Source organism: Streptomyces sp. NPDC005808 (genome assembly GCF_042871385.1).
GTDB lineage: Bacteria > Actinomycetota > Actinomycetes > Streptomycetales > Streptomycetaceae > Streptomyces.
The window spans coordinates 20,920-44,089 of sequence record NZ_JBIAIK010000019.1; the positions used below are offsets into that span (position 1 = coordinate 20,920).

17 protein-coding genes are annotated in these 23,170 nt (G+C 69.9%); 7 read left to right on the top strand and 10 right to left on the bottom strand.

Annotated elements, in window-relative coordinates:
* Positions 1-91 precede the first annotated feature (91 nt).
* The gene (locus tag ACFYPC_RS32080; RefSeq protein WP_391889816.1) at positions 92-1,279 is read left to right on the top strand and encodes a PucR family transcriptional regulator; all 1,188 of its coding nucleotides are present in this window, start codon (positions 92-94) and stop codon (positions 1,277-1,279) included.
* 39 nt (positions 1,280-1,318) lie between these two features.
* Here the strand turns inward: ACFYPC_RS32080 and ACFYPC_RS32085 are convergent, their stop codons facing one another.
* The 7 genes from ACFYPC_RS32085 to ACFYPC_RS32115 form a co-directional block, all read right to left on the bottom strand.
* Positions 1,319-2,230, bottom strand: coding sequence for an alpha/beta hydrolase fold domain-containing protein (locus ACFYPC_RS32085; protein WP_391889818.1), 912 nt, complete (start codon positions 2,228-2,230; stop codon positions 1,319-1,321).
* A gap of 67 nt (positions 2,231-2,297) precedes the next feature.
* The gene (locus tag ACFYPC_RS32090) at positions 2,298-3,140 is read right to left on the bottom strand and encodes a carbohydrate ABC transporter permease (protein ID WP_391890081.1); all 843 of its coding nucleotides are present in this window, start codon (positions 3,138-3,140) and stop codon (positions 2,298-2,300) included.
* Positions 3,141-3,253: 113 nt separating this feature from the next.
* Positions 3,254-4,186: a carbohydrate ABC transporter permease gene (locus ACFYPC_RS32095; protein WP_391889821.1), complete on the bottom strand. Its 933-nt coding sequence runs from the start codon at positions 4,184-4,186 to the stop codon at positions 3,254-3,256.
* Complete coding sequence (locus ACFYPC_RS32100) at positions 4,183-5,610, bottom strand: extracellular solute-binding protein (RefSeq protein ID WP_391889824.1); 1,428 nt, start codon at positions 5,608-5,610, stop codon at positions 4,183-4,185. The genes ACFYPC_RS32095 and ACFYPC_RS32100 overlap by 4 nt, the downstream gene beginning before the upstream one ends.
* 102 nt (positions 5,611-5,712) lie before the next feature.
* Positions 5,713-6,810, bottom strand: a complete 1,098-nt coding sequence (locus ACFYPC_RS32105; RefSeq protein WP_391889827.1) for an enolase C-terminal domain-like protein — start codon at positions 6,808-6,810, stop codon at positions 5,713-5,715.
* Between the two features lie 55 nt (positions 6,811-6,865).
* Entirely contained in the window at positions 6,866-10,210 is a 3,345-nt protein-coding gene (locus ACFYPC_RS32110) for a discoidin domain-containing protein (protein WP_391889829.1), read from the bottom strand.
* 95 nt (positions 10,211-10,305) lie between these two features.
* Entirely contained in the window at positions 10,306-11,154 is an 849-nt protein-coding gene (locus ACFYPC_RS32115) for a FadR/GntR family transcriptional regulator (RefSeq protein WP_391889832.1), read from the bottom strand.
* Between the two features lie 276 nt (positions 11,155-11,430).
* On the opposite strand from ACFYPC_RS32115, the gene ACFYPC_RS32120 reads away from it, so the two are divergent.
* The 4 genes from ACFYPC_RS32120 to ACFYPC_RS32135 all read left to right on the top strand — a co-directional run bounded on the left by ACFYPC_RS32120 (position 11,431) and on the right by ACFYPC_RS32135 (position 14,464).
* Positions 11,431-12,195: an SDR family NAD(P)-dependent oxidoreductase gene (locus tag ACFYPC_RS32120; protein WP_391889835.1), complete on the top strand. Its 765-nt coding sequence runs from the start codon at positions 11,431-11,433 to the stop codon at positions 12,193-12,195.
* A complete protein-coding gene (locus tag ACFYPC_RS32125) occupies positions 12,195-12,524 on the top strand; it encodes an L-rhamnose mutarotase (RefSeq protein WP_391890083.1) in 330 nt (109 codons plus the stop codon). The genes ACFYPC_RS32120 and ACFYPC_RS32125 overlap by 1 nt, the downstream gene beginning before the upstream one ends.
* A 111-nt stretch (positions 12,525-12,635) precedes the next feature.
* Positions 12,636-13,502, top strand: a complete 867-nt coding sequence (locus ACFYPC_RS32130) for an amidohydrolase family protein (RefSeq protein WP_391889838.1) — start codon at positions 12,636-12,638, stop codon at positions 13,500-13,502.
* The gene (locus ACFYPC_RS32135; RefSeq protein ID WP_391889841.1) at positions 13,499-14,464 is read left to right on the top strand and encodes an aldo/keto reductase; all 966 of its coding nucleotides are present in this window, start codon (positions 13,499-13,501) and stop codon (positions 14,462-14,464) included. The genes ACFYPC_RS32130 and ACFYPC_RS32135 overlap by 4 nt, the downstream gene beginning before the upstream one ends.
* A gap of 42 nt (positions 14,465-14,506) precedes the next feature.
* Here the strand turns inward: ACFYPC_RS32135 and ACFYPC_RS32140 are convergent, their stop codons facing one another.
* Complete coding sequence (locus ACFYPC_RS32140) at positions 14,507-15,100, bottom strand: TetR/AcrR family transcriptional regulator (RefSeq protein WP_391889844.1); 594 nt, start codon at positions 15,098-15,100, stop codon at positions 14,507-14,509.
* Positions 15,101-15,196: 96 nt separating this feature from the next.
* On the opposite strand from ACFYPC_RS32140, the gene ACFYPC_RS32145 reads away from it, so the two are divergent.
* Positions 15,197-16,744 carry an MFS transporter gene (locus ACFYPC_RS32145; protein ID WP_391889847.1) on the top strand — a complete coding sequence of 516 codons (1,548 nt, stop codon included), beginning with the start codon at positions 15,197-15,199 and terminating at the stop codon, positions 16,742-16,744.
* 222 nt (positions 16,745-16,966) lie between these two features.
* Positions 16,967-19,942, top strand: a complete 2,976-nt coding sequence (locus ACFYPC_RS32150) for an AAA family ATPase (RefSeq protein ID WP_391889850.1) — start codon at positions 16,967-16,969, stop codon at positions 19,940-19,942.
* Between the two features lie 206 nt (positions 19,943-20,148).
* Here ACFYPC_RS32150 and serA read toward each other — a convergent pair whose 3' ends face one another.
* Entirely contained in the window at positions 20,149-21,747 is a 1,599-nt protein-coding gene (gene serA, locus ACFYPC_RS32155) for a phosphoglycerate dehydrogenase (protein ID WP_391889853.1), read from the bottom strand.
* A gap of 306 nt (positions 21,748-22,053) precedes the next feature.
* Complete coding sequence (ilvC, locus tag ACFYPC_RS32160; protein ID WP_391889856.1) at positions 22,054-23,055, bottom strand: ketol-acid reductoisomerase; 1,002 nt, start codon at positions 23,053-23,055, stop codon at positions 22,054-22,056.
* Between the last annotated feature and the right edge of the window lie 115 nt (positions 23,056-23,170).

Consider the following 23,170-nt stretch of genomic DNA (forward strand, 5'->3'; position numbering starts at 1 on the left):
GAAACCTAAGGATCCCCCCGATCGTCTGCCATCGACAGCTGTCACGCATCCGTGCCCCGGATCTCAGACAGATGTATGAAGGCTCGGGGAAATGCGGGAGAATGCCCGAGTGACGGCTGAATACCGGGGTGACTACCAGGAGCTGGTCGACGAGATCTCGGCGCTCCTCGGCATGCCGGCGACCCTGGAGAACCGGGACTTCGAGCTGATCGCCTTCGCCGCCTACGACAGCGAGGGCGAGCTCGACCCCTCCGCCCTCGACCCCGTGCGCACCCGCTCGATCCTCACGCGCCGCTCCACCGCTGCCGTCCGCACCTGGTTCGAGGGCTTCGGCATCACCCGGGCCACCGCCCCGGTCCGCATTCCGCCCACCCCGGAGGCGGGGGTGTACCGGGGCCGGATCTGTCTCCCGGTACGTCATCGGGGCGTCGTCCGGGGCTACGTCTGGCTGCTCGACGACGACCCGGGGCCGACGCCGGACCAGCTGACCGCCGCCATGGAGGTCGCCTCCCGCATCGGCGCCGTACTCGCCGACGAGGCCCAGGCCGGCGCCGACCTCACCCGCGAACTCCGCGCCGTCCTCACCGCCGAGCGCGGCTGGCAGCGTGACATGGCCGTCGCCGAACTGCGGACGGCCCTCGGCGCCCGCGGCGACGGCCTGCACACGGTGGTGTGCGTGGCCCCCTGGCCCTCCGCGGACCCGGACGAGGCCCCTTCGGTCCGTACGGTGCCGGGGGCGACCGCGCTGTGCACGGTGCCGTGGGGTGCGACGGGGCAGAGTCTGGCGCTGCTCGTACGCCTGCGGTCGCCCGAGGTGATGACCCCGGCGCTGACCGCTGCCTCGCGGTTCGTGCGGGAGGCCGCGGCGGACGCGGCGGCCGGTGTCGCCGGCGCCCGGACCGGTCTCGCCGAGCTGGGGGCCGCCTGGCAGGAGGCGTCGGCCGCCGCGCGCGCCGTACTGGCCGAGCCGCGTCTGGGCCCGGTCGCCGAGTGGGCGTCGATCGGGCCCTTCCGGCTCCTGACGTCCCTTCCCCCGGACGCGGCCCACGATCCCGTCGTACGCACCCTGTTGGAGCCCGCCCACCGCGAACTCGCCCGCACCGCGGAGGTGTTCCTCGACTGCGCGGGCCAGGCCGGGCGCACCGCAGCCGAGTTGGGCATCCACCGGCAGACGCTGTACTACCGCCTGTCCCGCGTCGAACAGCTCACCGGCCTCGACCTGGACGACGGAGAGGACCGGCTGTTGCTGCACATGGCGTTGAAGAGCGCGCGGCTCTGACGGCGCCCGGAGCGACAGGGCTGATCGGAACACGGCGGTTCACGGACGCAGGTGGTGCTCCAGGAAGGCGACGCTGCGGGCGACCAGCGGGCCGACGTCGGCGTTGAGGAAGATGTGCTCGGCGCCCGGTACGGCGACGAGTTCCGCGTGGTTTCCGGCGGCCCGCAGGAGCTCCGCCAGGCGCTCGCTGTGCTCGATGGGGACGAGGGTGTCGTGGGTGCCGTGCATCAGGAGGAAGGGCGGTGCCGGTGCGCCGCCGTGGTTGAGCGGGCTGGCGGCCGCGGCGAGGCTCGTGCGGTCCGCCGGTTCGCCGCCCAGGAGGGTCACGAAGGGGTCGTCGGGACCGGGCCTGTCCGGCAGCAGCGCCCCCACATCGGTGATCCCGTACCAGTCCACGACCGCGGCAACCGTGGTGTCGCCCTCCGCGATCCCCTCGGCGCCTTCGAGCGAGGGGTGAGCCGCGCCGGTCAGCCCCGCCAGCGCGGCGAGGTGGCCGCCGGCCGACTCGCCCCACACGCCGATCCGGGTGCCGTCGATTGCGAGCTGCCCGGCGTAGTGGCGCAGGTAGCGGATGGCCGCCTTGACGTCGTGCAGTTGGGCGGGGAACGGAGCCTCGCGGGCGTGGCGGTAGTCGATGGTGGCGACCGCCAGGCCGGCCCGCAGCAGGGAGCCGAAGAGGAGGTCCGCGCTCACGGTCGGCGGTGGGTGACGCCGGTCCCCCTCCATCCAGGCGCCGCCGTGAATCCACACCACCACGCCGGGCGGTTCGGCCGCCGGGGGCACGGAGAGGTCCAGCAGCCGCGCGCGGTAACCGGAGTTGGTGGCGTAGCTCAGTCCGTCGTACCGGCGGACGTCGTCGCTCCCGGTGACGGGTTCGGTCGGCGGCAGCTGTACCGGTGGCACGGCGAGCTCGGGCGGCGGCCAGGTGATGTGGCCGGGTCCGGGTGTCAACGCTGCTCCAGGTGTCGTCGGGCTCACGTCTCGGTTCTGCAGGGGAACGGGTTCCGGCACGCCTCGTTCATTCCTTGGTCGCGCCCGCGAGCATCCCGGAGACCAGCGTGCGCTGGGAGAAGAGGAAGAGCACCAGAACGGGCAGGATCGCGACCACGATCGCCAGGGCCAGTTCCGGGATGGTGATGTTCAGGCCCGCACCGGCCACCGGGTTGAACGACGGGGTGGAGGTGAGCAGTTGGTTCAGGCCCACCTGGATCGGGAACTGCTCGCTCTTCGGCAGCACGAGGTAGGGCAGGAAGAAGTTGTTCCAGTTGCCCACGAAGCTGAAGAAGGCGACCAGACCGACCACCGGTTTGGCCAGCGGCAGCGCGATGCGGGTGAAGAGCTGCCATTCGTTGCAGCCGTCGATCCGCGCGGCCGACAGCAGGTCCCTGGGCAGGCTGCTGCCGAAGTAGATGTAGACCAGGTACACACCGAACGGATAGAAGGAGAAGGGCAGGATCACCGACCAGACGGTGCCGATCAGATGGAACTTGTTGAGCTCCAGGAAGACCGGCAGGACCAGGGTGGCCTGCGGCATGATCATCGTGACCAGGGTGATGGTCAGCAGTGTCTTGCGTCCCCGGAAGTTGGTCAGGGCCAGCGCGTAGCCGGCCGGGATGCTGACGGCCAGCGTCAGGATCAGCGAACCCCCGGAGTAGACCGCCGAGTTGCGCAGCCAGGTGACCATCGCGCCGTCCTGGAAGCTGAACAGGTGCTGCCAGGCGTCGCCGATCTGCTGGAACGACCCGAAGGAGAGCGGGTTGTCCTGCACCACCTGGCCCGCGGTCTTCGACGGAGCGAGCAGCAGCCAGACCACCGGCAGCACGAAGAACACCAGCAGCAGGGCCAGCAGCAGGCCGACGATCAGGAAGGAGACGACCCGGGAGGGCTGAAAACGCCGGCCCGCCGCCGAGGTCACCGTCTGCGTCGTCGTATCCGTCGGCGTCGGCCTCGGCGTCGAGGAGAGAGTGGATTGCGTCATTTCTCATCCAACTTGAACAGGTTCGAGCGGGCGACCAGCAATCCCGCGGCCAGAAGTCCCAGCACCAGCAGGAAGACGGAGATGGCGGCGGCACCGTTGAAGTCGCCCTGCTGGAAGGCGTAGACGTAGGCCAGCTGGTTGGGCGACCAGGTGGGGCTCACCCGGCCGAGGCTGGCGACCTGGAGCAGCTGGGGCTCGACGAAGAGCTGGGTGCCGGTCGCGAACGCCATGATGGTCATGTAGACGATCCACTGCCGGATCATCGGGATCTGGATGTGCCAGGCGGTGCGCCAGGGACCCGCGCCGTCCATCCGGGCGGCTTCCAGCACCTCGTCGGGGATGTTGTTGAGCGCCCCGTACATCACGACCATCCAGCCGCCGGCGCCGGTCCAGAAGGCGATCAGCATGAGGATCAGCGGCAGGTTGCCGGGGGTGAGCACGGCCGCGAAGCTGTGCATGCCCATGCTGTTGAGCAGCCAGGACACCGGGCTGACGTCCGGGTCCAGCATGAACAGCCAGACCAGGACGCTGGCGACCCCGGCGAGGGCGCCGGGGATGTAGTAGAGGAAGCGGAAGAGCGCCGACGTACCCGGCCGCACCCGGCTGCGCAGTACCACCGCGACCAGTACGACCAGGACGACGAGGACCACCAGCCACATGACCAGGTAGATCAGCATGTGGGTGAAGGCCGGGACGAAGCGGTAGTCCTGGGCGACCTTGACGAACTGGTTGAGCCCGGTGAACTGGCCCTGGTCGTTGGTGAGCGCCAGGTAGAACGAATAACCGGTGGGGAAGACGCCGAAGGCGAGCAGCAGCACCGCGTACCCGGCGACGAAGAAGTAGCCCGTGAGGCCGGGGCCCCTCCGCCGCGGCTTGGCGCCGCGGCGGAGGGGGGAGACGGCTACACGCTCGGTCTCCAGCAAGGTCATTGGTTGGTCACCTTGTATCCCTCGGCCTTCGCCTCGTTACTGATCTCCGTCTGCCAGGCGTCCAGGGTCTCGGTGAGGCTCTTGCCGGCGGTCAGGGCGGGCAGGACGATGCTGGACCAGGCGGTGGCGTCCGAGAACTTGGTGTTCGACCAGCCGGTCCACACCTCGTTCGCGGCCTCCTTGAAGGGCCCGCTCACGTCGTTGGCGAAGTAGTCGCTGTTGGTCGGGTTGGCCAGCCACGCCTCGGCGGCCTTGGTGTAGGCCGGGTAGGTGGGCGCGGTCGCCTGGTTCTCGTCGGAGGTGGTCAGCCAGGTGACCAGATCCGTGGACGCCTTGAGGTTGGCACTGTGCGAGGACACCATCCACACACCGCCGCCGACGTTGCCGGTCGCGGTGGTGGTCTCTCCGTCCCACTTCAGCGGGGGCGCCGCGGCTATCTGCTTGGCCGGGGTCTCGAAGGCGGTCTTGAACAGGTACTGGCCGTACCAGGACGGGCCGTACGCCATCAGGACCTTGCTGCCGCTGTCCTTGGCGAAGCCCTGGCTGAAGAAGCCCTTGGTGGTGACGGCCTTGGCGTCGATCAGCCCGTCCAGCAGGCTCGCCATCTTGGTGCAGTTCGGGTCCTGGAGATCGGTGCGCAGGGTGTCGGGCTTCGTCAGCTCGAACGCCGGGCACTGGCCGGACCAGAAGTACGACTCATGGGAGTTGGTGTCGCCGACCGAGCCGACGAGGTAGCCGGGGTGGTCCTTGGCGACCTGCTTGCCGAGGGCCTCGTACTGCTCCCAGGTGGTGGGGACGTCGTAACCCCACTTGTCCATGAGGTCCTTGTTGTACCAGAGGACGACCTGGGCGATGTCGTTGCGCAGGCAGTAGGTGTGGTCGTTGAACTGGCAGGGGCTGAGTGAGCCCTTGGCGAAGCCGTCCAGCGTGCTCTGCGGGACGAGGTCGCTGTCCAGGGGCGCGGCGAACGGCTGCGCGTCGGCCGTCGTGGGCTCGGACGCCCACGTCACGTCGGTGGGTGAGCCGAACACCACGTCCGGCCAGCCGCTGCCGGTCCGGTCGAAGAGCTGCACCTTCGACTGGAGATACGTGGAACCGTCGGCGCCGCCGTCGTACGTGACGATGTCCATCTTCACGTCCGGGTGCGCCTTCTGGTACGCCTCCACCGACGGCAGCCGGGTCGAGTCGGCCCACACCGTGATCTGCGAACCCTCCTTCTGGGTGGCCGGCTTGAAAGCCGCCGCCGAGGGAGAGGAACCGGTGGACGTGTCGGCGCTCGCGCAGCCGGTCAGGACGGCCGCGGTGGCCAGGGAGAGCACGGCGGCAGCGGTGCGCAGCACCGTGCGGCGACGGCCGGCTGTGGAACCGACTACCGAAGCGGCGGCTGTCGAAGAGCCGACTCTCGGAGATCCGGAAGACCTCATTGTCTTGCCTTTCTGGTTTCTTGCATGGGACGGGTAACGCGCCTGATGGGGGGCGCCGGCTGCGGTGACGGCTCCCATGGAGGGGGAACCGTCACCGCCCGGTCAGCGCGGCTGCTCGACGAACGGCAGCAGTTCGCTGCCGTAGCCGAAGTCGAGCGGAAGGGCTATGCCAGGCCCCGTGGGGGCGTGCACCAGGCCCTGTTCATCCACATGGCGCTCGCGGACGACGGTCGTCGCGGTCACCAGGGACTCGTAGTAGGTGGTGTTGGAGATGGCCATGCACAGGTGGTGGTTCGGGATGTCCGAACCGTGCACCTCGGCCCGCAGCCGGTAGGCGTCGGCGAGGTGCGCGGTGCGCATGGCTCCGGTGATACCGCCCCGGAGGGTGGTACCGGCCCGTACGCCGAAGGTGGCGGCACCGGCCTTGATGAAGTCCGCGGAGTTCATATGGGCTCCGTCGGAGGTCTCGGCCACCAGCAGCGGTACGTCCACGGCCGCCGCCAGCGCCTGGTACGCGGAGATGCTGAACTCGCGCATCGGCTCCTCGTACCAGAGGTAGTCGGCTTCCGAGAGCGCCCGCCCCAGGCGGATCGCGTCGGGCAGGTCGAATCCGGCCGACCCGTCGTACATGAGGGGGATCGAAGGCCCGACGTGGTCGCGCAGTGCCAGGCACAGCTCGGCGTCACGGCGGGCGTCGCCCCAGGCGTGCAGTTTGATGCCGACGTAACCCAGCTCCAGGCACTGGTCCGCCACGTCGAGGAACTCCGCGATGCTGGAGAACGTCGAGGTGGAGGCGTACGCCGGGATCGACTCCCGGAAGCCGCCGAGCAGTTGCCAGACCGGCTGGCCGTAGTACCGGCCGGCCAGGTCCCACAGAGCGGTGTCGATGAGGCCCAGGGTGGGGAGCGGGAGCTCGTGGATACGGTCCAGCTCCCACACCCGGTGCCACAGCCACTCCCGCTGGAACGGGTCGGCTCCGACCAGTTCGTCACGGAAGACCACGTCGACCAGGTTCCGCAGGGTGTCGAAGGCGCCTGGCCGTTGGAACACGGCCACTCCCTCGGCTCCCTCGTCGGTGCCGATGTGCAGGACCGCGCCGTCGCCGACCGGAGCGCTTCCGCTCAGTCCGTCCCGCCACTTGAAGGGAGGGCTGGCCGCCGGAACGTCGATCCGGTGTACTTCGACATGGGTGATCTTCATCGTGGCTTTCGTTTTCTGTGGGAACGCGGAGTCCCGGGGAGGGGGGCTCGTACGGTCAGAACTCGCCGTACGCCTGGATCTCGTAGATGGAGCCGCCGTTGCCGCTGGATCCGGTGACGGTCAGCCGCAGGTAGCGGGCGGTGACGGGCTGGTCGGGGAGTGAGTAGTTGGTCGCCGAGACGGTGTTCTCGGAGGTGTGGTCGTCGAGCGTCGACCACGTGGTGCCGTCGGTCGAGTACTCCAGGCGGTACTTGTAGCCGCGGGGCAGCTCGAAGGTGGTCACCACTCCGGAGACGCTGGTGTCCTTGCCCAGGTCCACCTGGATCCAGGACGGGTCGGGCAGGCCGAGACCCTGCGCCCAGCGGGTGGTCAGGTCACCGTCCACCGCCTTCTGCGGGAAGTTCTGCTCCGAGTCCGACGACGCGGTGACCGCCTTGTTCAGCGCCAGGTCGTTGTCGGCCGGAGTGGTGAAGACGGCCGCCTCACTCGGCTGCGAGGTGTTGAGTACGGCGTCACGGGCCACGACGGTGAAGGAGTACTCCTTCTCCGAAGTCAGGCCGGAGACCCGCAGCGTGGTGTCGCCGGTGACGGCGATCCGCTCACCGTCCTGGTAGACGACATAGCTGGTCACACCGGTGTCATCGGTCGCGGCCGGCCAGTTGAGGTCCACCACGGTGGGCAGCACCGGCGTGACGTCGGGCTGTCCGGGGGCGGCGGGCGCCGTGTGGTCGGAGCCGGCGGCGGGCGTGCCGTAGACCTGGAAGTCGTAGACGCTGCCGCCGTTACCGCTGGTTCCGGTGACCGTCAGTCGCACGAAGCGGCCGGTGACCGGCTCGTCGGTGTGGGAGTAGTTGGTCGACGCCGTGGTGTTCGCGGAGGTGTGGTCCTCCAGCGTCTTCCAGTTGACCTCGTCCGAGGAGACCTCGACGCGGTACTTGTAGCCGCTCGCCTTCTCGAAGGTGGTGATCGCGCCGCTCACGTCGTACTGGGCGCCGAGGTCCACCTGGATCCAGGACGGGTCGGGCAGGCCGAGACCCTGGGCCCAGCGGGTGGACAGGTCGCCGTCCACCGCCTTCTCGGGGAAGTTCTGCTCCGAGTCCGAGGACGCGGTGACCGGCTTCTTCAGTGCCAGGTCGCTGCCGGAGGGCATGGTGACCTGCCGTTCGGCACTCGGCGCGGACTGGTTGCCTGCCGCGTCACGGGCGGTGATCTTGAAGGTGTAGGTCTGTCCCGCGGTCAGGCCGGAGAGCCGCACCGAGGTCCTGCCGGTGGCGCTGACGAGCTTGCCGTCGCGGTAGACGGAGTAGCCGGTGACGGCCGTGTTGTCGGTGGACGCCGTCCAGTTGAGGTCCGCCACCGTCGGGAAGTCGGTGGTCGCGGCCGGGGTGCCGGGAGCGGTGGGCGCCTGGGTGTCGGTGACGGCCGGGCCCGGGTCGAGGTGCTCGTAGGCCGGCTGGAGACCGGCGTTGTTCACGATCGAGGCCGGCAGCTGGGCGCAGGAGTCGACGGTGACGTTGCCGCTGATGTTGCTGTTCGTGCTGTTGAACTGGGTGGTGTAGGCGGGCTGGGTGGTGAAGTTACCGGTGGCGTTGATGTCCATGCCGTGGTTCAACAGCAGCCACTGGTACGCCACATCACAGAAGGCGTTGCCCGTGTTCTGCCAGTAGCGGCTGCCCTCGTCGTGGTAGACGGCACCGTAGGCGTGCGTCGGAACGCCGCGGATGTAGTTGCCGGACACCGTGCCGCCGGGGTTCGAGCTGAGGGTGTAGATGGCACCGCCGTCGGCCTGCGACTTCATGATGTCGTAGATCTCGTTGTCGGTGACGATGTTGTCCCGGCTGGTCGTCGGGGTGTCCCAGACCGGTACGCCCAGGTTGTCGTCCGGGTAGTTGGTGTCGCCGCCCGCGTCGGTCAGACCCCAGCCCCAGCCCACGGAGATACCGCTGTAGGGCAGGTCGTAGACCTTGTTGTGGGTGATCACCGTGTGGTCGGTGTAGCCGGCCAGGATGCCCAGCGAGCCGTTGTACTGGTCGGCGACCTTGGTGACGACGTTGTTGTCCACCAGGGTGTCCTTGGTGATGTCCCGCGTGTCGTCGGGGTGGGCGTCGATCACCTCGACGCCGCCGATCTGGATGCCGGTGGCGGCGATCTGGCGGAAGACGTTGCCCGTGATGTCGGTGCCCTGGGTACCGGTGTTCAGGTTCAGGCCGACCGCGCCGAGGTGGGTGAAGGTGTTGCCCTCGAAGCTGATGTCGTGGCCGTAGCTCACGTTGACGGCGCCGGGCGTCTTCTGCCACTCCAGCCGGGTGGAGTTGAAGTCGGGGTTGTCCTCGCCGACCATCCGGAAGCCCGCCTGGCCCTCGATCAGGCCGTCGGGCGAACTCGGGGCGAGCCAGGTCGAGTAGGAGAAGGTGATGCCCTCGAAGGACACGCCGGTGACGGGCGCGGCCCTGGTGCCGTTCAGGTCGACCAGGTCCTGTACGACCGGGACCGTGACGGTCGCCGTGGACAGGTTCTGGCCGTCCTTGGGCATGTAGTAGATCTCGTCCTGGCTCTGGTCCAGGTACCACTCACCCGGGGTGTCGAGCAGCTCGCGGGCGTTCTCCAGCCAGGTGGGGTTCTGGATCTCCTGGCCCTGCTGCAGGTTGGCGTTGTGCCAGCAGGGCTGTTCCATCGTCATCGTGTTGCCGGAGATCGACTCCACACCGCAGCGCTGCAGCTTCCAGCCCCAACTGCTGACGACCTCCAGGTCCTTGGGCTGCTTGTAGGCGCTGATGGCACTGTCGGTGAACGTGTAGCCGGTGGACGTCTTGCTGAAGCCCGAGGGGTCCTTCGTGCTGCGCGCCCGGGTCTCCAGCTCCCCGTTCACATACAGCTGGCGGGTGTCGAGGTCGCCCACCTTGGCCTTGTAGACCTTGCCGGTGGAGTCGGCCGGGGTCCAGCCGGTGATCTGCTTGCCGCCGCTGATCACGGGCGTGGCGCCGGGGGCGGCCTCGTAGATGATCCGCGAGCCGTCCTTGCCCGAGTCCTGGGCGGTGAGGCTGAAGGTGCGGCTCAGCTGGTACGTGCCGGACTTCAGCAGCACATGGACATCGCCGCTGACCTTCTTCTTGGCCTCACGCACATAGTCCCGTGCGTGTTCCAGCGTCTTGAACGGGTGCGCGGAGGTGCCGGTGCCGGAGTCCTTGCCGGTCGGCGAGACATAGACGTTCAGGCCCTGCGAAGGGGCTGCCTGGGCCGACGTGGCGGCCAGCGGCGCCGTGATCGTGGCCAGTGACAGGGCGGCTACCAGCGCTCTTCGGAGCGGCACAGTTATTCTTCCGCGGGCAGCCGGTGAAGGCCGCCCGGGCAGTGCAGACGGTGCAGACACGGAAATCCAATCGCCTGAATGACATGACATCTGGGGAGACCCGGTCGTCCTCCGGGTTCCTCCGGCGTTGGCGGCTCGCGTGGGCGGGTCGCCCGGTTCACGAACCGTGACGGCGTGGTGCGGCCTTACGACGCGGACGCGTCCGGCGACCGCGGTTCGTCCGCGGTACCGGTACTCCTCGACGGCTGCACCGGCGTGCCGGAAGCGCCTCGACTGTCCAGGTTGAACAGCCGGTCGCGGATCTTTCTTTCGAACTGGCTCTGCGTGGTGGCGATGTGCGCCACCATCAGCTCCGCCGCGAGATCGGCCTCCCCCGCGGCGACCGCCTCAGCTATGGCGAGGTGCTGGCCTGCCGCCACTTCCAGCGACCCTGGTGCGTCGCCGTGGAACAGCAGGACGTCGGACTGTGAGGCAAGGCGCCGTACTCCGGCGACACTCGATCTCAGGAACACGTTGTGCGAGGCGGCGCCGACGGCGTCGTGGAAGGCGGTGTCGGCCTCGGCGAAGGCGTAGCCGTCGGCGGCCTTACCCGCCACCATCGACGTCTCGGCACACTCCCGGATGGTCCGGACCTCGATCGGCGTGGCGAGGGAGGCGGCCCGGCGCGCCGTCTCCGACTCGATCACCGTCCGGTAGTCCAGGAGCATCAGGACGTCTTCCATGCTCGTCGGCCGGAAGTGCGAGAGCTGGTCGTCCACCAGCCCGCCGGCCGAGTCGGCGACGAAGATTCCGGCGCCACGGCGGACACTCAGCCGACCGATGGCGGCCAGTACCTTCACCGCCTCGCGGGTGACGTTGCGGGTGGCGCCCAGGATCTGCGCCAGGCCCTGTTCGGTGGGCAGTCGGTCCCCGGAACGCAGGTTCTGCTCGGCGATGTAGTTCAGCAGCTGCTCGGCGACCAGTTCGTAACCGGGCCGGTAGCGGCCTGACGAATCGTCATTCCCCCCACCTGGCACCTGCGTTGGAACTCCCACTGCCTCGTCCCCCTCAAGCACGCTCGGATTAATCAGGTTCATCGGTGGGGGCAACTATGACATCGGTGTTACGTGATGAGAAGAGTGAAGAAGAAGTTCGTTCAATCGTCCTAAACAAAGCGGACTTAACGCCTCAACTGCCGCATCTCTTCGTAGGTATTGCGTAACAAGGGATCGCATCTTTATGGTCCTGGATGCCAGATGAAGCAGATCCTTCTTCCCGGGGTCGTTCATTCTTCGCGGGGATCGTTCCTACGCACAGCACGAGAGGTCACGATGAGACTGGGCGCTTTCGCAGGACTCGGTGCCCTGGTCACCGGCGGTGCTTCCGGCATCGGCCTGGCCACTGCCCGGCTGCTCGCCGCCGAGGGCGCGCGGGTGGCCGTACTCGACCTGACCGAGGCGACGACGCCCCGCTTCGCCGCCCACGTCCGGGCCGACATCGGCGACGACGCGTCGGTCGTGGCCGCCGTCGCGGAGGCCGTTTCGGTCCTCGGCGGTCTTGACGTGCTGGTCAACAACGCCGGGATCGGCGCGCAGGGCGGCATCGAGGACAACGCCGACGACGAGTGGCACCGCGTGCTGAACATCAACGTCCTCGGGCTGGTGCGGGTCAGCCGGGCCGCGCTGCCCGCCCTGCGCGCGTCCGACCACGCGTCGATCGTCAACATCAGCTCGATCGCCGCGACCGCAGGCCTGCCCCAGCGGGCCCTGTACTCGGCGAGCAAGGGCGCGGTGCTCTCGCTGACCCGGGCGATGGCCGCCGACCTACTGCCGGAGGGCATCCGGGTCAACGCCGTCAACCCCGGCACCGCGGACACGCCCTGGGTCAACCGGCTGCTGGACCGGGCGGAGGACCCGGAGGCCGAACACGCGGCGCTCGCGGCCCGACAGCCGCACGGCCGTCTGGTCAGCGCCGACGAAGTCGCCGCCGCCGTGGCCTACTTGGCCTCCCCGGCGGCCGCCTCCACCACGGGCACCTCGCTGGCCGTGGACGGCGGCATGGACGGACTGCGGCTCCGGCCGCGGAAGGAGGACTGATCGCCGTGCAGCGCTTCGCCGCCGTGGTCCGGCTGCGGCCCGAGAAGGAATCGGAGTACCGCGCCCTGCACGCCGCCGCGTGGCCCGGCGTACTCGCAGCCCTCAAGCAGGCCAACATCGGCAACTACTCCATCTTCCTGCGGGACGGCCTGCTGTTCAGCTACCTGGAGTACACAGGGACCGACTACGCCGCCGACACCGCGCTGATCGCCGCCGACCCGGTCAGCCGGGAGTGGTGGACGCGGACCGACCCGTGCCAACAGCCGGTGGACAGCGCGGCCGAGGGGCAGTTGTGGGCCCCGGCCGAGGAGATCTTCCACCTCGACTGATGGTCGCGACTGAGGGCCTCGATCGAGGGCCTCGGCTGAGGGCCCGGCCCACGTCACCGTCCGTCCGTCCGTACGTCCGTCCGTCCGTCCACCGACCCTAGGAACCGAACGGTGCGCATCGACGCCCATCACCACCTGTGGGACCTCGCGGTCCGCGACCAGCCCTGGACCCGCGACCTGCCCACCCTGCGCCGGACCTTCTCCCCCGCAGATCTGCGCCCGGCCCTCGACCGGAACGACATCGACGCCACGGTCGTCGTACAGACCATCGCCGTACCGGAGGAGACACCGGAGCTCCTCGCGCTGGCAGCGCGGGATTCGCACATCCGGGCGGTCGTCGGCTGGGCGAGCCTCACCGACCCGGGTATCGCCGACCGGCTCGCGGAACTGCGCGAGGGTCCCGGCGGCTCCGCGCTCGTCGGCATCCGGCACGGCATCCAGGACGAGGCCGACCCGGACTGGACGGCGCGTCCCGAGGTCCGTCGCGGCATCGCGGCGGTCGGCGCCGCGGGCCTGGTGTACGACCTGCTGGTACGCCCGGACCAACTCGCCACGGCCGTCCGGACCGTACGCGAACTTCCCGACGTCCGCTTCGTCCTGGACCACGCCGGCAACCCGGTCATCGGCACGGACACCCTGGAGCCGTGGACCGCCCTGCTGACCGAGCTGGCCGACTGCCCGAACGTCGCCGTGAAACTGTCGGGCCTGGTCACCCGTACCGGCCCCACTCCCGCGGACGACCTACGCCCCTACGCGGACGTCCTGCTCGCCACCATCGGCCCCCACCACCTCATGTACGGCTCGGACTGGCCGGTCTGCCTGCTCGCGGCCGGCTACGACGACGTCCTGGCCGTCGCCGAGGCCCTCACCGACCAACTGAGCGCCGCCGAACGGGAGTCGGTCTTCGGCACGACGGCCGCGCGCTGGTACGGCATCGAGACCGCTACCGCTGCCGAAACCCCCGGGACCACGGCATGAGGGCCGCCGGCCGCCTCGGTCGTACGAGTGTCCGCGTCAGCCCCCTGGGGTTCGGCGCCGCCCCCATCGGCAACCTCTACACCCCCCTCGACGAGCACCAGGCACGGGCCGCGGTCGACGCCGCCTGGGACGCCGGCGTGCGCTACTACGACACCGCCCCGCACTACGGCCTCGGCCTCTCCGAACGACGGCTCGGCGCGGCTCTCGCCCACCGGCCGCGCACGGAGTTCACCGTCTCCACCAAGGTCGGCCGCCTCCTGGAACCCCACCCCGCGCCCACCGGTTCCGACCTGGCCGCCGGGGGCTTCGCCGTACCGGACACGCTGATCCGCCGCCCCGACTACTCGCGCGACGGCGTACTGCGCAGCCTGGAGAGCAGCCTGATCCGGCTCGGCCTCGACCGGGTGGACATCGTGTACGTCCATGACCCCGACGACCACCTGGACGCCGCCCTCGGCCAGGCGCTGCCCGCCCTGTCCGCGCTGCGCGACCAGGGCGTCATCGGCGCGGTCGGCGTCGGTATGAACGCGGTCGCCCCGCTGCTGCGGGTCGTCGCCGAGGCGGACGTGGACGCCGTGATGGTGGCCGGCCGGTGGACGCTGGTCGACCGCACCGCCCGCCCGTTGCTTGACGCGTGCAAGGAGCGCGGGGTCTCGGTGGTCTCTGCGGCGCCGTTCAACTCAGGCCTGCTGAGCCGCCCGAGCCCGCCCGACGACGCCTTCTTCGACTACGGTCCCGCCCCCGAGGCGATGCTGCGCCGCGCCCGGCAGCTCGCCGAGGTATGCGCCCACCACGGCACGGTCCTTCCGCACGCCGCCGTCCGCTTCCCGCTCCGGGACCAGGTCGTGGCCGGTGTGGTGGCGGGCTTCCGCTCCCCCGCGGAGGTCGAGTCCGCCGCGGGGTGGGCCGCCACGGACCTGCCCGAGGCCACGTGGCGGGAGCTGGACGCGGTCATCGGCTGAAGTGCCGCCCTGGTCCTGCTGGTCCTGCTGGTCCTACTGGTCCTACTGGTCCGCCGACTTCGCCGATGCCTCGATGACGCGGCGCAGCCCCGTGGTGAGCTGCTCGGCGTCGGTGGCCGTCTCGGGGTCGAAGGTCCACTGCGCGATGAGCCCCATCATCAGGGTCGTATAGAACTGCCCGACCGTGTCGACCTCCTCCTCGGTGACGTCCTCCTCCAGGCCGCCCAGGAACAGCGGGACCAGCCCCCGTGATCCCTCACGCTGAGCACGCGCCAAGTGGTCGCGGACCTCGGGCAGTTGGTCACCCATGGCCACGATCTCCATGCTCAGCCGCCACATCGAGTGGGGCTCACGCATGGTGCTGATGATGTTCGACCAGACCTCCTGGAACCGTTCGAGGGAGCCCGGCGCGGCACCGCTGCTGACGCCCTCGCCGGGGTCGAAGGCGTCGGACAGGCCCTCCACCAGGGAGACGTACGCGTCCGCGAGGAGCTTGTCCTTCGACCCGTAGTGGTAGCCGATCGAGGCGAGGTTCGTCCCCGACTCCTTCACGATGTCGCGCGCGGTCGTGCGCACGAAACCCTTCTCCAGCAGGCAGCGCTTGGCGCCTTCGAGCAGATCCTCACGATGTCCCATGCGGGCCAGCGTACCCCGATCCATACATTCGTCCCATATGCCTGTCTTATACGCTCGTACTAGACAAGTGTTTAAGACGCTCGTACAGTCCCTGTCATGACGACCTCGGAGTGCACGACCAACACGCCCCCTTCCCTTGCGGGGCGCCGCGAATGGACCGCTCTCGGTGTGCTGATGCTGCCGCTGCTGCTGGTCTCGATGGACGTCTCGGTCCTCTATTTCGCGATCCCCTCGATCAGCGCGGACCTGGAGCCGAGCGGCACCCAGCAACTGTGGATCTTCGACATCTACGCGTTCGTGCTGGCCGGCCTGCTGATGACGATGGGCTCGCTCGGCGACCGCGTCGGCAGCCGCAGGCTCCTGCTGTTCGGCGCCGCCGCCTTCGGTACGGCCTCGCTGGTGGCCGCGTACGCGAACAGCGCCGAGACCCTGATCGCGGCCCGCGCGGTTCTCGGCATCGGCGGCGCGACGCTGATGCCGTCGACGATGGCGTTGGTCCGCACGATGTTCACGGACCCCGGCCAGCGGGCGAAGGCGATCGGACTGTGGTCCGGCGTCATGACCGGCGGAGTCGCGCTGGGCTCGGTGATGAGCGGCGTCCTCGTCGAGTACTTCTGGTGGGGCTCGGTCTTCCTGGTGAACCTGCCCGCGATGGCGTTGCTGCTGGTCCTCGGCCCGATCCTGCTGCCCGAGTCCAGGAACCCCGAGCCGGGTCGCTTCGACCTCCTCAGCGTCCCCCTCTCGATGGCCGCCGTGCTGCCCGTGATCTACGGCCTGAAGGAACTCACGGCCGAGGGCTGGCACGCCCAGTACGTCCTCTCGGTCACCGTCGGCCTGTTCTTCGGCTACCTCTTCGTCCAGCGCCAGCGCACCGCGAAGTCCCCACTGATCTCCCCGGCCCTGTTCCGCGGGCCCGGATTCACCCCCGCTGTCGTCCTCAACCTCGTCTCGGCGTTCGCCATGATGGGTTCGGCGTACTTCACGACTCAGTACATCCAGTCGGTGCTCGACAAGAGCGCACTGGAGGCCGCGCTCTGGGCGCTGCTCCCCTCGGTACTCATCGGCGTCGCGGCACCGGTCTCCGGCCGGCTCGTGCAGAACGGCGTCGACCGTGCCCATGTCGTCACGGCGGGCTTCGTCCTCGCCGCGTGCGGCTACGGTCTGCTGGCCCTCGCCGGTACCGACTCGATGTGGCTGGTGCTCGCCGGCGCCGGCGTCCTCGCGTCCGGAATCGTCACCGTGATGTCCCAGATGATGGATCTCGCCCTCGGCACCGTCCCCGTCGGCAACGCGGGCGCCGCCTCCTCCCTCCTGGAGACGGGCGCGGAGTTCGGCGGCGCGCTCGGCATGGCGGTCCTCGGCTCCATCGGCACGGCGTTCTACCGCGACGAGATCCCGTCCGACGCACCGGCCGCCGCCCACGAGACCCTGGGCAGCGCCCTCGCAGTCGCCCGGCAACTGCCCGCCGACACGGGCCAGGCTCTGGCGAGCGCCGCCCGTGAGGCGTTCACCAGCGGCATGCAGGCGGCTGCGATCGCGGGGGCGGTGCTGCTGCTGGGGGCGGCGGCGCTGGCCGCGGCAACGCTGCGGGGGATACGGGTACGGGAGGCCGAGGAGGCGCTCTACAGCCCGACCGGCGTTTGAGGACGAGCGCGTTCAGCGCAACGGCGGGGGTCTGGGGGCGGCAGCCCCCAGGTACGAGAGCCGAGGAAGCGCTCTACAGCCCGACCGGCGTTTGAGGACGAGCGCGTTCAGCGCGACAGCGGGGGTCTGGGGGCGGCAGCCCCCAGGTACGGGACGGGCAGGGGCGGAGGGGGCGAGAAAACCCGACCGCCCGCTGTCAGTCCCCCGTGCCAGGATGGTCCCGTGGCACAGACTTTCGGTACGCCGTTCATCGGCCGGGCAGACGAACTCGCCCGGCTCACCGACGTGCTGACCCGCGCCAGGAACGGCGACCCCCACGCCGTACTGGTGGCGGGCGACGCCGGCGTCGGCAAAACCCGCACGGTGACAGAAGCCGCCACCCACGCCGCCGACACCGGCATGACGGTCCTCACCGGTCACTGCGTGGACCTCGGCGACGTCGGCCTGCCGTACCTGCCGTTCACGGAGATCCTCGGCGCACTGGCGGCCGACGAGCGGTTCACCGGGGCGCTGGCCGCACACCCCGCGGTCAACCCCCTGCTGGGTACCGGAAGCGACGGCGCCCACGACACCGGCAACCGGCTCCGCCTCTTCGAGGGCATGGCCTCCCTGCTCTCCGACGCCGCCGACATCACCCCCCTCCTGCTGATCCTCGAAGACCTCCACTGGGCGGACCAGTCCTCGCGCGACCTGCTGCGCTTCCTGCTCAGCCGCGGCCTCCTCCAGAGCCCGGCCTCAGGCGCCCCTCCGCATCCACTGGCGATCTTCGCCTCGTACCGTGCGGACGACCTGCACCGCCGCCACCCCCTGCGCCCGCTGCTCGCCGAGCTGGTCCGGCTGCCCGCCGTCGACCGGCTGGAACTGCGTCCGCTGGCCGACGCCGACGTGGCCCGGCTGGTACGGGAACTGCGGACGGGCCCGCTGTCCGACACGACCGTCCGCCGTATCGTCGACCGCGCCGAGGGCAACGCCTTCTACGCGGAGGAGCTGCTCGCCGCCACCGCCGACCCGCTCCCCGGCGACACCGGCCCGGTGTCCGGCGCCATGCCGAGCGGCCTGGCCGACCTGCTCCTGATCCGTATCGAGCAACTCTCCGACACCGCACAGCAGGTGCTGCGCACGGCGGCCGTCGCCGGCCGTCGCGTCGAGCACGAGCTGCTGCGTGACGCCGTACAACTACCCGAGGACGAGCTGGAGTCGGCGCTGCGCGAGGCCGTCGGCCGGCAGCTGCTGGTCCCGGGCGAGGACGCCACCTACTCCTTCCGGCACGCCCTGACCCGCGAGGCGGTGTACGCCGATCTGTTGCCCGGGGAGCGAGTCCGGCTGCACCGCACGTTCGCCAAACTCCTTGCGGGGCAAGGGCATTCGGCCAAGAGCGCGGCAGAGCGGGCTCATCACTCGCGGGAGAGCCACGACCTGGCCGACGCCCTCGTCGCCTCCCTCGAAGCCGCCGATCACGCCCAGCGGGTCGGCGCGCCCGCCGAAGAGCTGCGCCATCTGGAGACCGCGCTCGAACTGTGGCCCGCGGTGGACCCCGCGGCCCGCCCCGAGGCCGCCGCCGGCCCGGTGGCCCTCACTTTGCGTGCCTCCGCGGCCGCCGCGCACGCCGGGGAGTCGCACCGTGCGGTCTCCCTCAGCCGCTCCGCTCTCGCCAGGGCCGGTTCGGACGCCGATTCCGAACTGGCCGCACGCGTCCGCTACACCCTGGCGGGCAATCTGATGCGCGTCGACAGCCTGAAGGCGGCGTTCACGTACAGCAGCGAGGCGCTCGCCATGATCCCCGCCGAGCCTCCGTCGCACACCTGGGTGTGGGCGGCGGCCACCCATGTCATGGCAGCGCGCTATATGGGGCAGGACCAGGACGCCGAGCGCGTCGCACGCCAGGCGCTGCGCATCGCCGAGGAGCTCCAACTGGCAGACGCTCAGGCCGACTTGATCATCTCAATGGTCGGTCTGGAGGGGCACAATCGGCGCACCGCCGAAGGCCGGGACCGGCTGCGACTGGCGCGCGACCTGGCCCGCCGCGCGGGCAATGTCACGATCGAGATGCGCGCGTACTTCAACCTCGCCATCGGCTGCTACGAATCCGGTGACCTGGACGAATGCCTCGGCCGGCTCTCCGAAGGACTGGAGCGCGCGAACCGCTCCGGGCTCATCTCCGCGCCGTACGCCCTGGAGCTGCGCTACCTCCAGTCGCTCGTCCTCTACACCCTGGGCCGCTGGGACGAGTGCGCCCGAGCTGCAGCCGCCGACTCCGAACGGCTGCCCGCGGCGGGCGGTTTCGCGGTCGGTCCCGCGCTGTACGTCGCCCTTGCCCGCGGCGAGGAGCACGCCACCGAGCGTGCCCGCGCCCTGCTCGACGGGCCGTTCGACTGGATGGCCACGCTCGTCGCGGCCATCGTGCTGACCGATGCGGCGGCACTGCGGGGTGACGCCGAGGGAGCCGTCGCCTGCGTCCGCGACAACCTCGTCAGGCTCGCCGACGGCTCGGGGTCCGAGCGGCCCGACATCGGTGTGCGGCTCGCCGCGCTGGCCCTGTCCGCCGTCGCGGACGCGGCCGTCGAGCTGCGTCTCACCGGCGACGAGGCGGGGACCCGGCGCTGGACCGACACCGCCACCGAGCTGGTGGAGGTGGCCAGGGCCACGGCCGCCAAGGGTGAGGACGGCTCCGAGCAGGGACCCGAGGGGCTGGCCTGGCTGGCCCGCGCCGAGGCGGAGTGGCTGCGCGCGCACTCCGGTCCCGACGTCGCCGCGTGGGAGAAGGCGGTCGCCGCGTTCGGCTACGGCGACCCGTACGAACTGGCCCGCTGCGAACGACGCCTGGCCGAGGTCCTGCTGTCGGCGGACCGCCGCGAGGAAGCCGCGGAGCACGCGCGCGCGGCCCGCGACACGGCCGTCGGCCTCGGCGCCCTGCCGCTTCGCGAGGCCGTGGACACCCTCATCCGGCGCGGTCGCCTGGCCGAATCACCGTCCGCCGCCGACCGCATCGCCGTACTGACGGCCAGGGAGAGCGACGTCCTGCGCCTCCTCGCCCTCGGCCGCACCAACCGCCAGATCGGCGAGGAACTGTTCATCAGCGGCAAGACGGCAAGCGTCCACGTCTCGAACATCCTCGCCAAGCTGGGCGCCGCCGGCCGCACGGAGGCGGTGGCGATCGCTTACCGGGAGGGCATGATCGTGTCCGAGCCGACCGGTTGAACGAGGCGGGCGGCAGCGCCCCAAAGGGGCGCGGGGAACTGCGCGCCCAGCCACGATGCACCCGCAGCCGGCGCACCGGAATTCCGGCGGAGCGCTTACACGAAACGCCGGACAGGCTGAGTTTTCAGCCTGTCCGGCGTTTGAGGACGAGCGCGTTCAGCGCGATACGGGGGCCGGGGGCGGAGCCCCCAGCGGGACGGGCAGCCTCAGACGAGGTTGACCGACCGAGCCGACGTCGCACCGATCTCGTCGGCGACCTCCGTCAGCACGTTCTGCGGGACCGTGTCGTCCACGGTGAGGACCGCGAGGGCCTCCCCGCCGGCGACCGCGCGCGCGACCTGCATGCCGGCGATGTTGATGCCCGCCTCGCCGAAGATCCGGCCGACGGTGCCGACGACACCGGGGCGGTCCTCGTAGCCGAGCACGACCATGTGGTCGGCGAGCGCGAGGTCCACGTCGTACTCACCGACGGCGACGATCTTCTGCAGGTGCTTGGGACCGGCCAGCGTGCCGGAGACCGAGACCTCCTGGCCGTCGCCGAGCGTGCCGCGCACGGTGACGACGTTGCGGTGGTCCGGGGACTCCGAGCTCGTGGTCAGACGGACCTCGACGCCGCGTTCCTGCGCGAACAGCGGGGCGTTGACGTACGACACGGTCTCGTCGACCACGTCCTCGAACACGCCCTTCAGCGCGCTGAGTTCGAGCACCTTGACGTCGTGCTGGGTGATCTCGCCGTACACCTCGACGTCGAGGCGGACCGCGACCTCGCCCGCGAGGGCGGTGAAGATGCGGCCGAGGTTCTCGGCGAGCGGCAGGCCCGGCTTGACGTCCTCGGCGATGACGCCGCCCTGGACGTTCACCGCGTCCGGGACGAGTTCACCGGCGAGCGCGAGGCGCACCGAGCGGGCGACGGAGACACCGGCCTTCTCCTGCGCCTCGTCCGTGGAGGCACCGAGGTGCGGGGTGCAGACGACCTCGTCGAGTTCGAAGAGCGGGGAGTCCGTACAGGGCTCCTTCGAGTACACATCGAGGCCGGCGCCCGCGACGCGGCCCTCCTTGAGCGCCGAGTACAGCGCGACCTCGTCGACGATCCCGCCACGGGCGGCGTTGACGATCCGCACCGACGGCTTGACCTTGTGCAGCGCCTCGTCGCCGATGAGACCGAGGGTCTCGGGGGTCTTGGGCAGGTGCACGGTGATGAAGTCGGAGACTTCGAGCAGCTCGTCCAGCGTCAGGACCTTCACACCCATCTGCGCGGCCCGGGCGGGCTGGACGTAGGGGTCGTAGGCGACGACCTTCATGCCGAAGGCCGACATGCGCTGTGCGACGAGGGCACCGATGCGGCCGAGGCCGACGACACCGAGGGTCTTCTCGGCGAGCTCGACACCCGTGTACTTGCTGCGCTTCCACTCGCCGTTCTTCAGGGCCGTGTTGGCCTGCGGAATGTGGCGCGCGGTGGCAAGGAGCAGGCCGCAGGCGAGCTCGGCGGCGGTCACGATGTTCGAGGTGGGAGCGTTGACCACCATCACGCCGGCCTTGGTGGCGGCGGAGACGTCGACGTTGTCCAGGCCGACACCGGCTCGTGCGACGACCCTCAGCTTCTTCGCGGCGGCGACGGCCTCCGCGTCGACCTTCGTGGCCGAACGGATCAGGATCGCGTCGACATCGGCGATGGCGGGCAGCAGCTCGGCGCGGTCCGCACCGTTGCACTGCCGGATCTCGAAGTCGGGGCCCAGCGCGTCGACGGTCGCGGGCGACAGCTCTTCGGCGATGAGTACGACGGGTTTCGATGACGCAGTGCTCACGTGAGTCCTCACAGGTCCAATGCGGACGGCCGTCCCGACGGCCGCATGCGGTGGAGGGTTGTCAGCGGATCCGGGGAAGTGCACTTCCCCGGCATCGCTTGGCCGCGTGGAAGACGCACGACGCTGTGGGCCTGACGCGTTGTTGATGTGCAGCAGTGTAGTGGCGCCGACCGGGCCGCCTCACGCCCCTGCGGAAGGATCACCCGTCCGTGGCTGGACGGGATGGACAAGGCCGTGTTTCCAAGCGTTACCGGGGGTTCGCGGAAGGGGCCGGAGCAGTTGGCCACGACCCCTTCCGCGTACGGCTTACGCCTCGTCGTCGTTGACCCACGACATGAGCTTGCGGAGCTCCTTGCCGGTGGTCTCCAGGAGGGAGTTCTCGTCCTTGGTCTTGTACTCGTTGTACTTCTTCAGACCGCCGTGGTACTCGGCCATCCACTCACGGGCGAAGGTCCCGTCCTGGATCTCGGCGAGAACCTTCTTCATCTCGGCCTTGGTGGCGTCCGTGATGATCCGCGGGCCGGTGACGTAGTCGCCCCACTCAGCGGTCTCGGAGACGGACCAGCGCATCTTCTCCAGGCCACCCTCGTACATGAGGTCGACGATGAGCTTCAGCTCGTGGAGGCACTCGAAGTACGCGATCTCCGGCTGGTAGCCGGCCTCGGTCAGCGTCTCGAAGCCGGCCTTGACCAGCGCCGCCGTACCACCGCAGAGGACGGCCTGCTCACCGAACAGGTCGGTCTCGGTCTCCTCGGTGAAGGTCGTCTTGATGACGCCGGCACGGGTGCCGCCGATGCCCTTCGCGTACGACAGCGTCAGCGGGAAGGCCTTGCCGGTGGCGTCCTGCTCGACGGCCGCGATACACGGAACGCCGCGGCCCTCCTCGTACTGGCGGCGGACCAGGTGGCCCGGGCCCTTCGGGGCGACCATGCAGACGTCGATGCCGGCCGGCGGCTTGATGAAGTCGAAGCGGATGTTCAGGCCGTGGCCGAAGAACAGCGCGTCGCCCTCCTTGAGGTTGTCCTTGATGGACTCCTCGTAGACCTGCGCCTGGATCGGGTCCGGCACCAGGATCATGATGACGTCGGCCTCAGCGGCCGCCTCGGCCGGAGTCACCACGCGCAGGCCCTGCTCCTCGGCCTTCGCCTTGGACTTGGAGCCCTCGTGCAGACCGACGCGGACGTCGACACCCGAGTCGCGCAGCGACAGCGCGTGGGCGTGGCCCTGGCTGCCGTAGCCGATGACCGCGACCTTGCGGCCCTGGATGATGGACAGGTCGGCGTCGTCGTCGTAGAACAGCTCGGCCACTGGGGTTCTCCTTGGTGTGCGGTGTTGCGTCCCACCGTACGGCGGGCGGGGGAAGGGAAGTTCTCGGGTCTCGCTATACGGGCGGCCGACGAGTGCCGGCCGCCCGTTTCAAGCC

Excerpts from the sequence above, each read along its gene's own strand:
- ACFYPC_RS32080 (WP_391889816.1), top strand. The coding sequence starts at position 92 with ATGCGGGAGAATGCCCGAGTGACGGCTGAATACCGGGGTGACTACCAG.
- ACFYPC_RS32110 (WP_391889829.1), bottom strand. The coding sequence starts at position 10,210 with ATGTCATGTCATTCAGGCGATTGGATTTCCGTGTCTGCACCGTCTGCA.
- ACFYPC_RS32120 (WP_391889835.1), top strand. The coding sequence starts at position 11,431 with ATGAGACTGGGCGCTTTCGCAGGACTCGGTGCCCTGGTCACCGGCGGT.
- ACFYPC_RS32095 (WP_391889821.1), bottom strand. The coding sequence starts at position 4,186 with ATGACCTTGCTGGAGACCGAGCGTGTAGCCGTCTCCCCCCTCCGCCGC.
- ACFYPC_RS32145 (WP_391889847.1), top strand. The coding sequence starts at position 15,197 with ATGACGACCTCGGAGTGCACGACCAACACGCCCCCTTCCCTTGCGGGG.
- ACFYPC_RS32100 (WP_391889824.1), bottom strand. The coding sequence starts at position 5,610 with ATGAGGTCTTCCGGATCTCCGAGAGTCGGCTCTTCGACAGCCGCCGCT.
- ACFYPC_RS32135 (WP_391889841.1), top strand. The coding sequence starts at position 13,499 with ATGAGGGCCGCCGGCCGCCTCGGTCGTACGAGTGTCCGCGTCAGCCCC.
- ACFYPC_RS32105 (WP_391889827.1), bottom strand. The coding sequence starts at position 6,810 with ATGAAGATCACCCATGTCGAAGTACACCGGATCGACGTTCCGGCGGCC.
- ACFYPC_RS32140 (WP_391889844.1), bottom strand. The coding sequence starts at position 15,100 with ATGGGACATCGTGAGGATCTGCTCGAAGGCGCCAAGCGCTGCCTGCTG.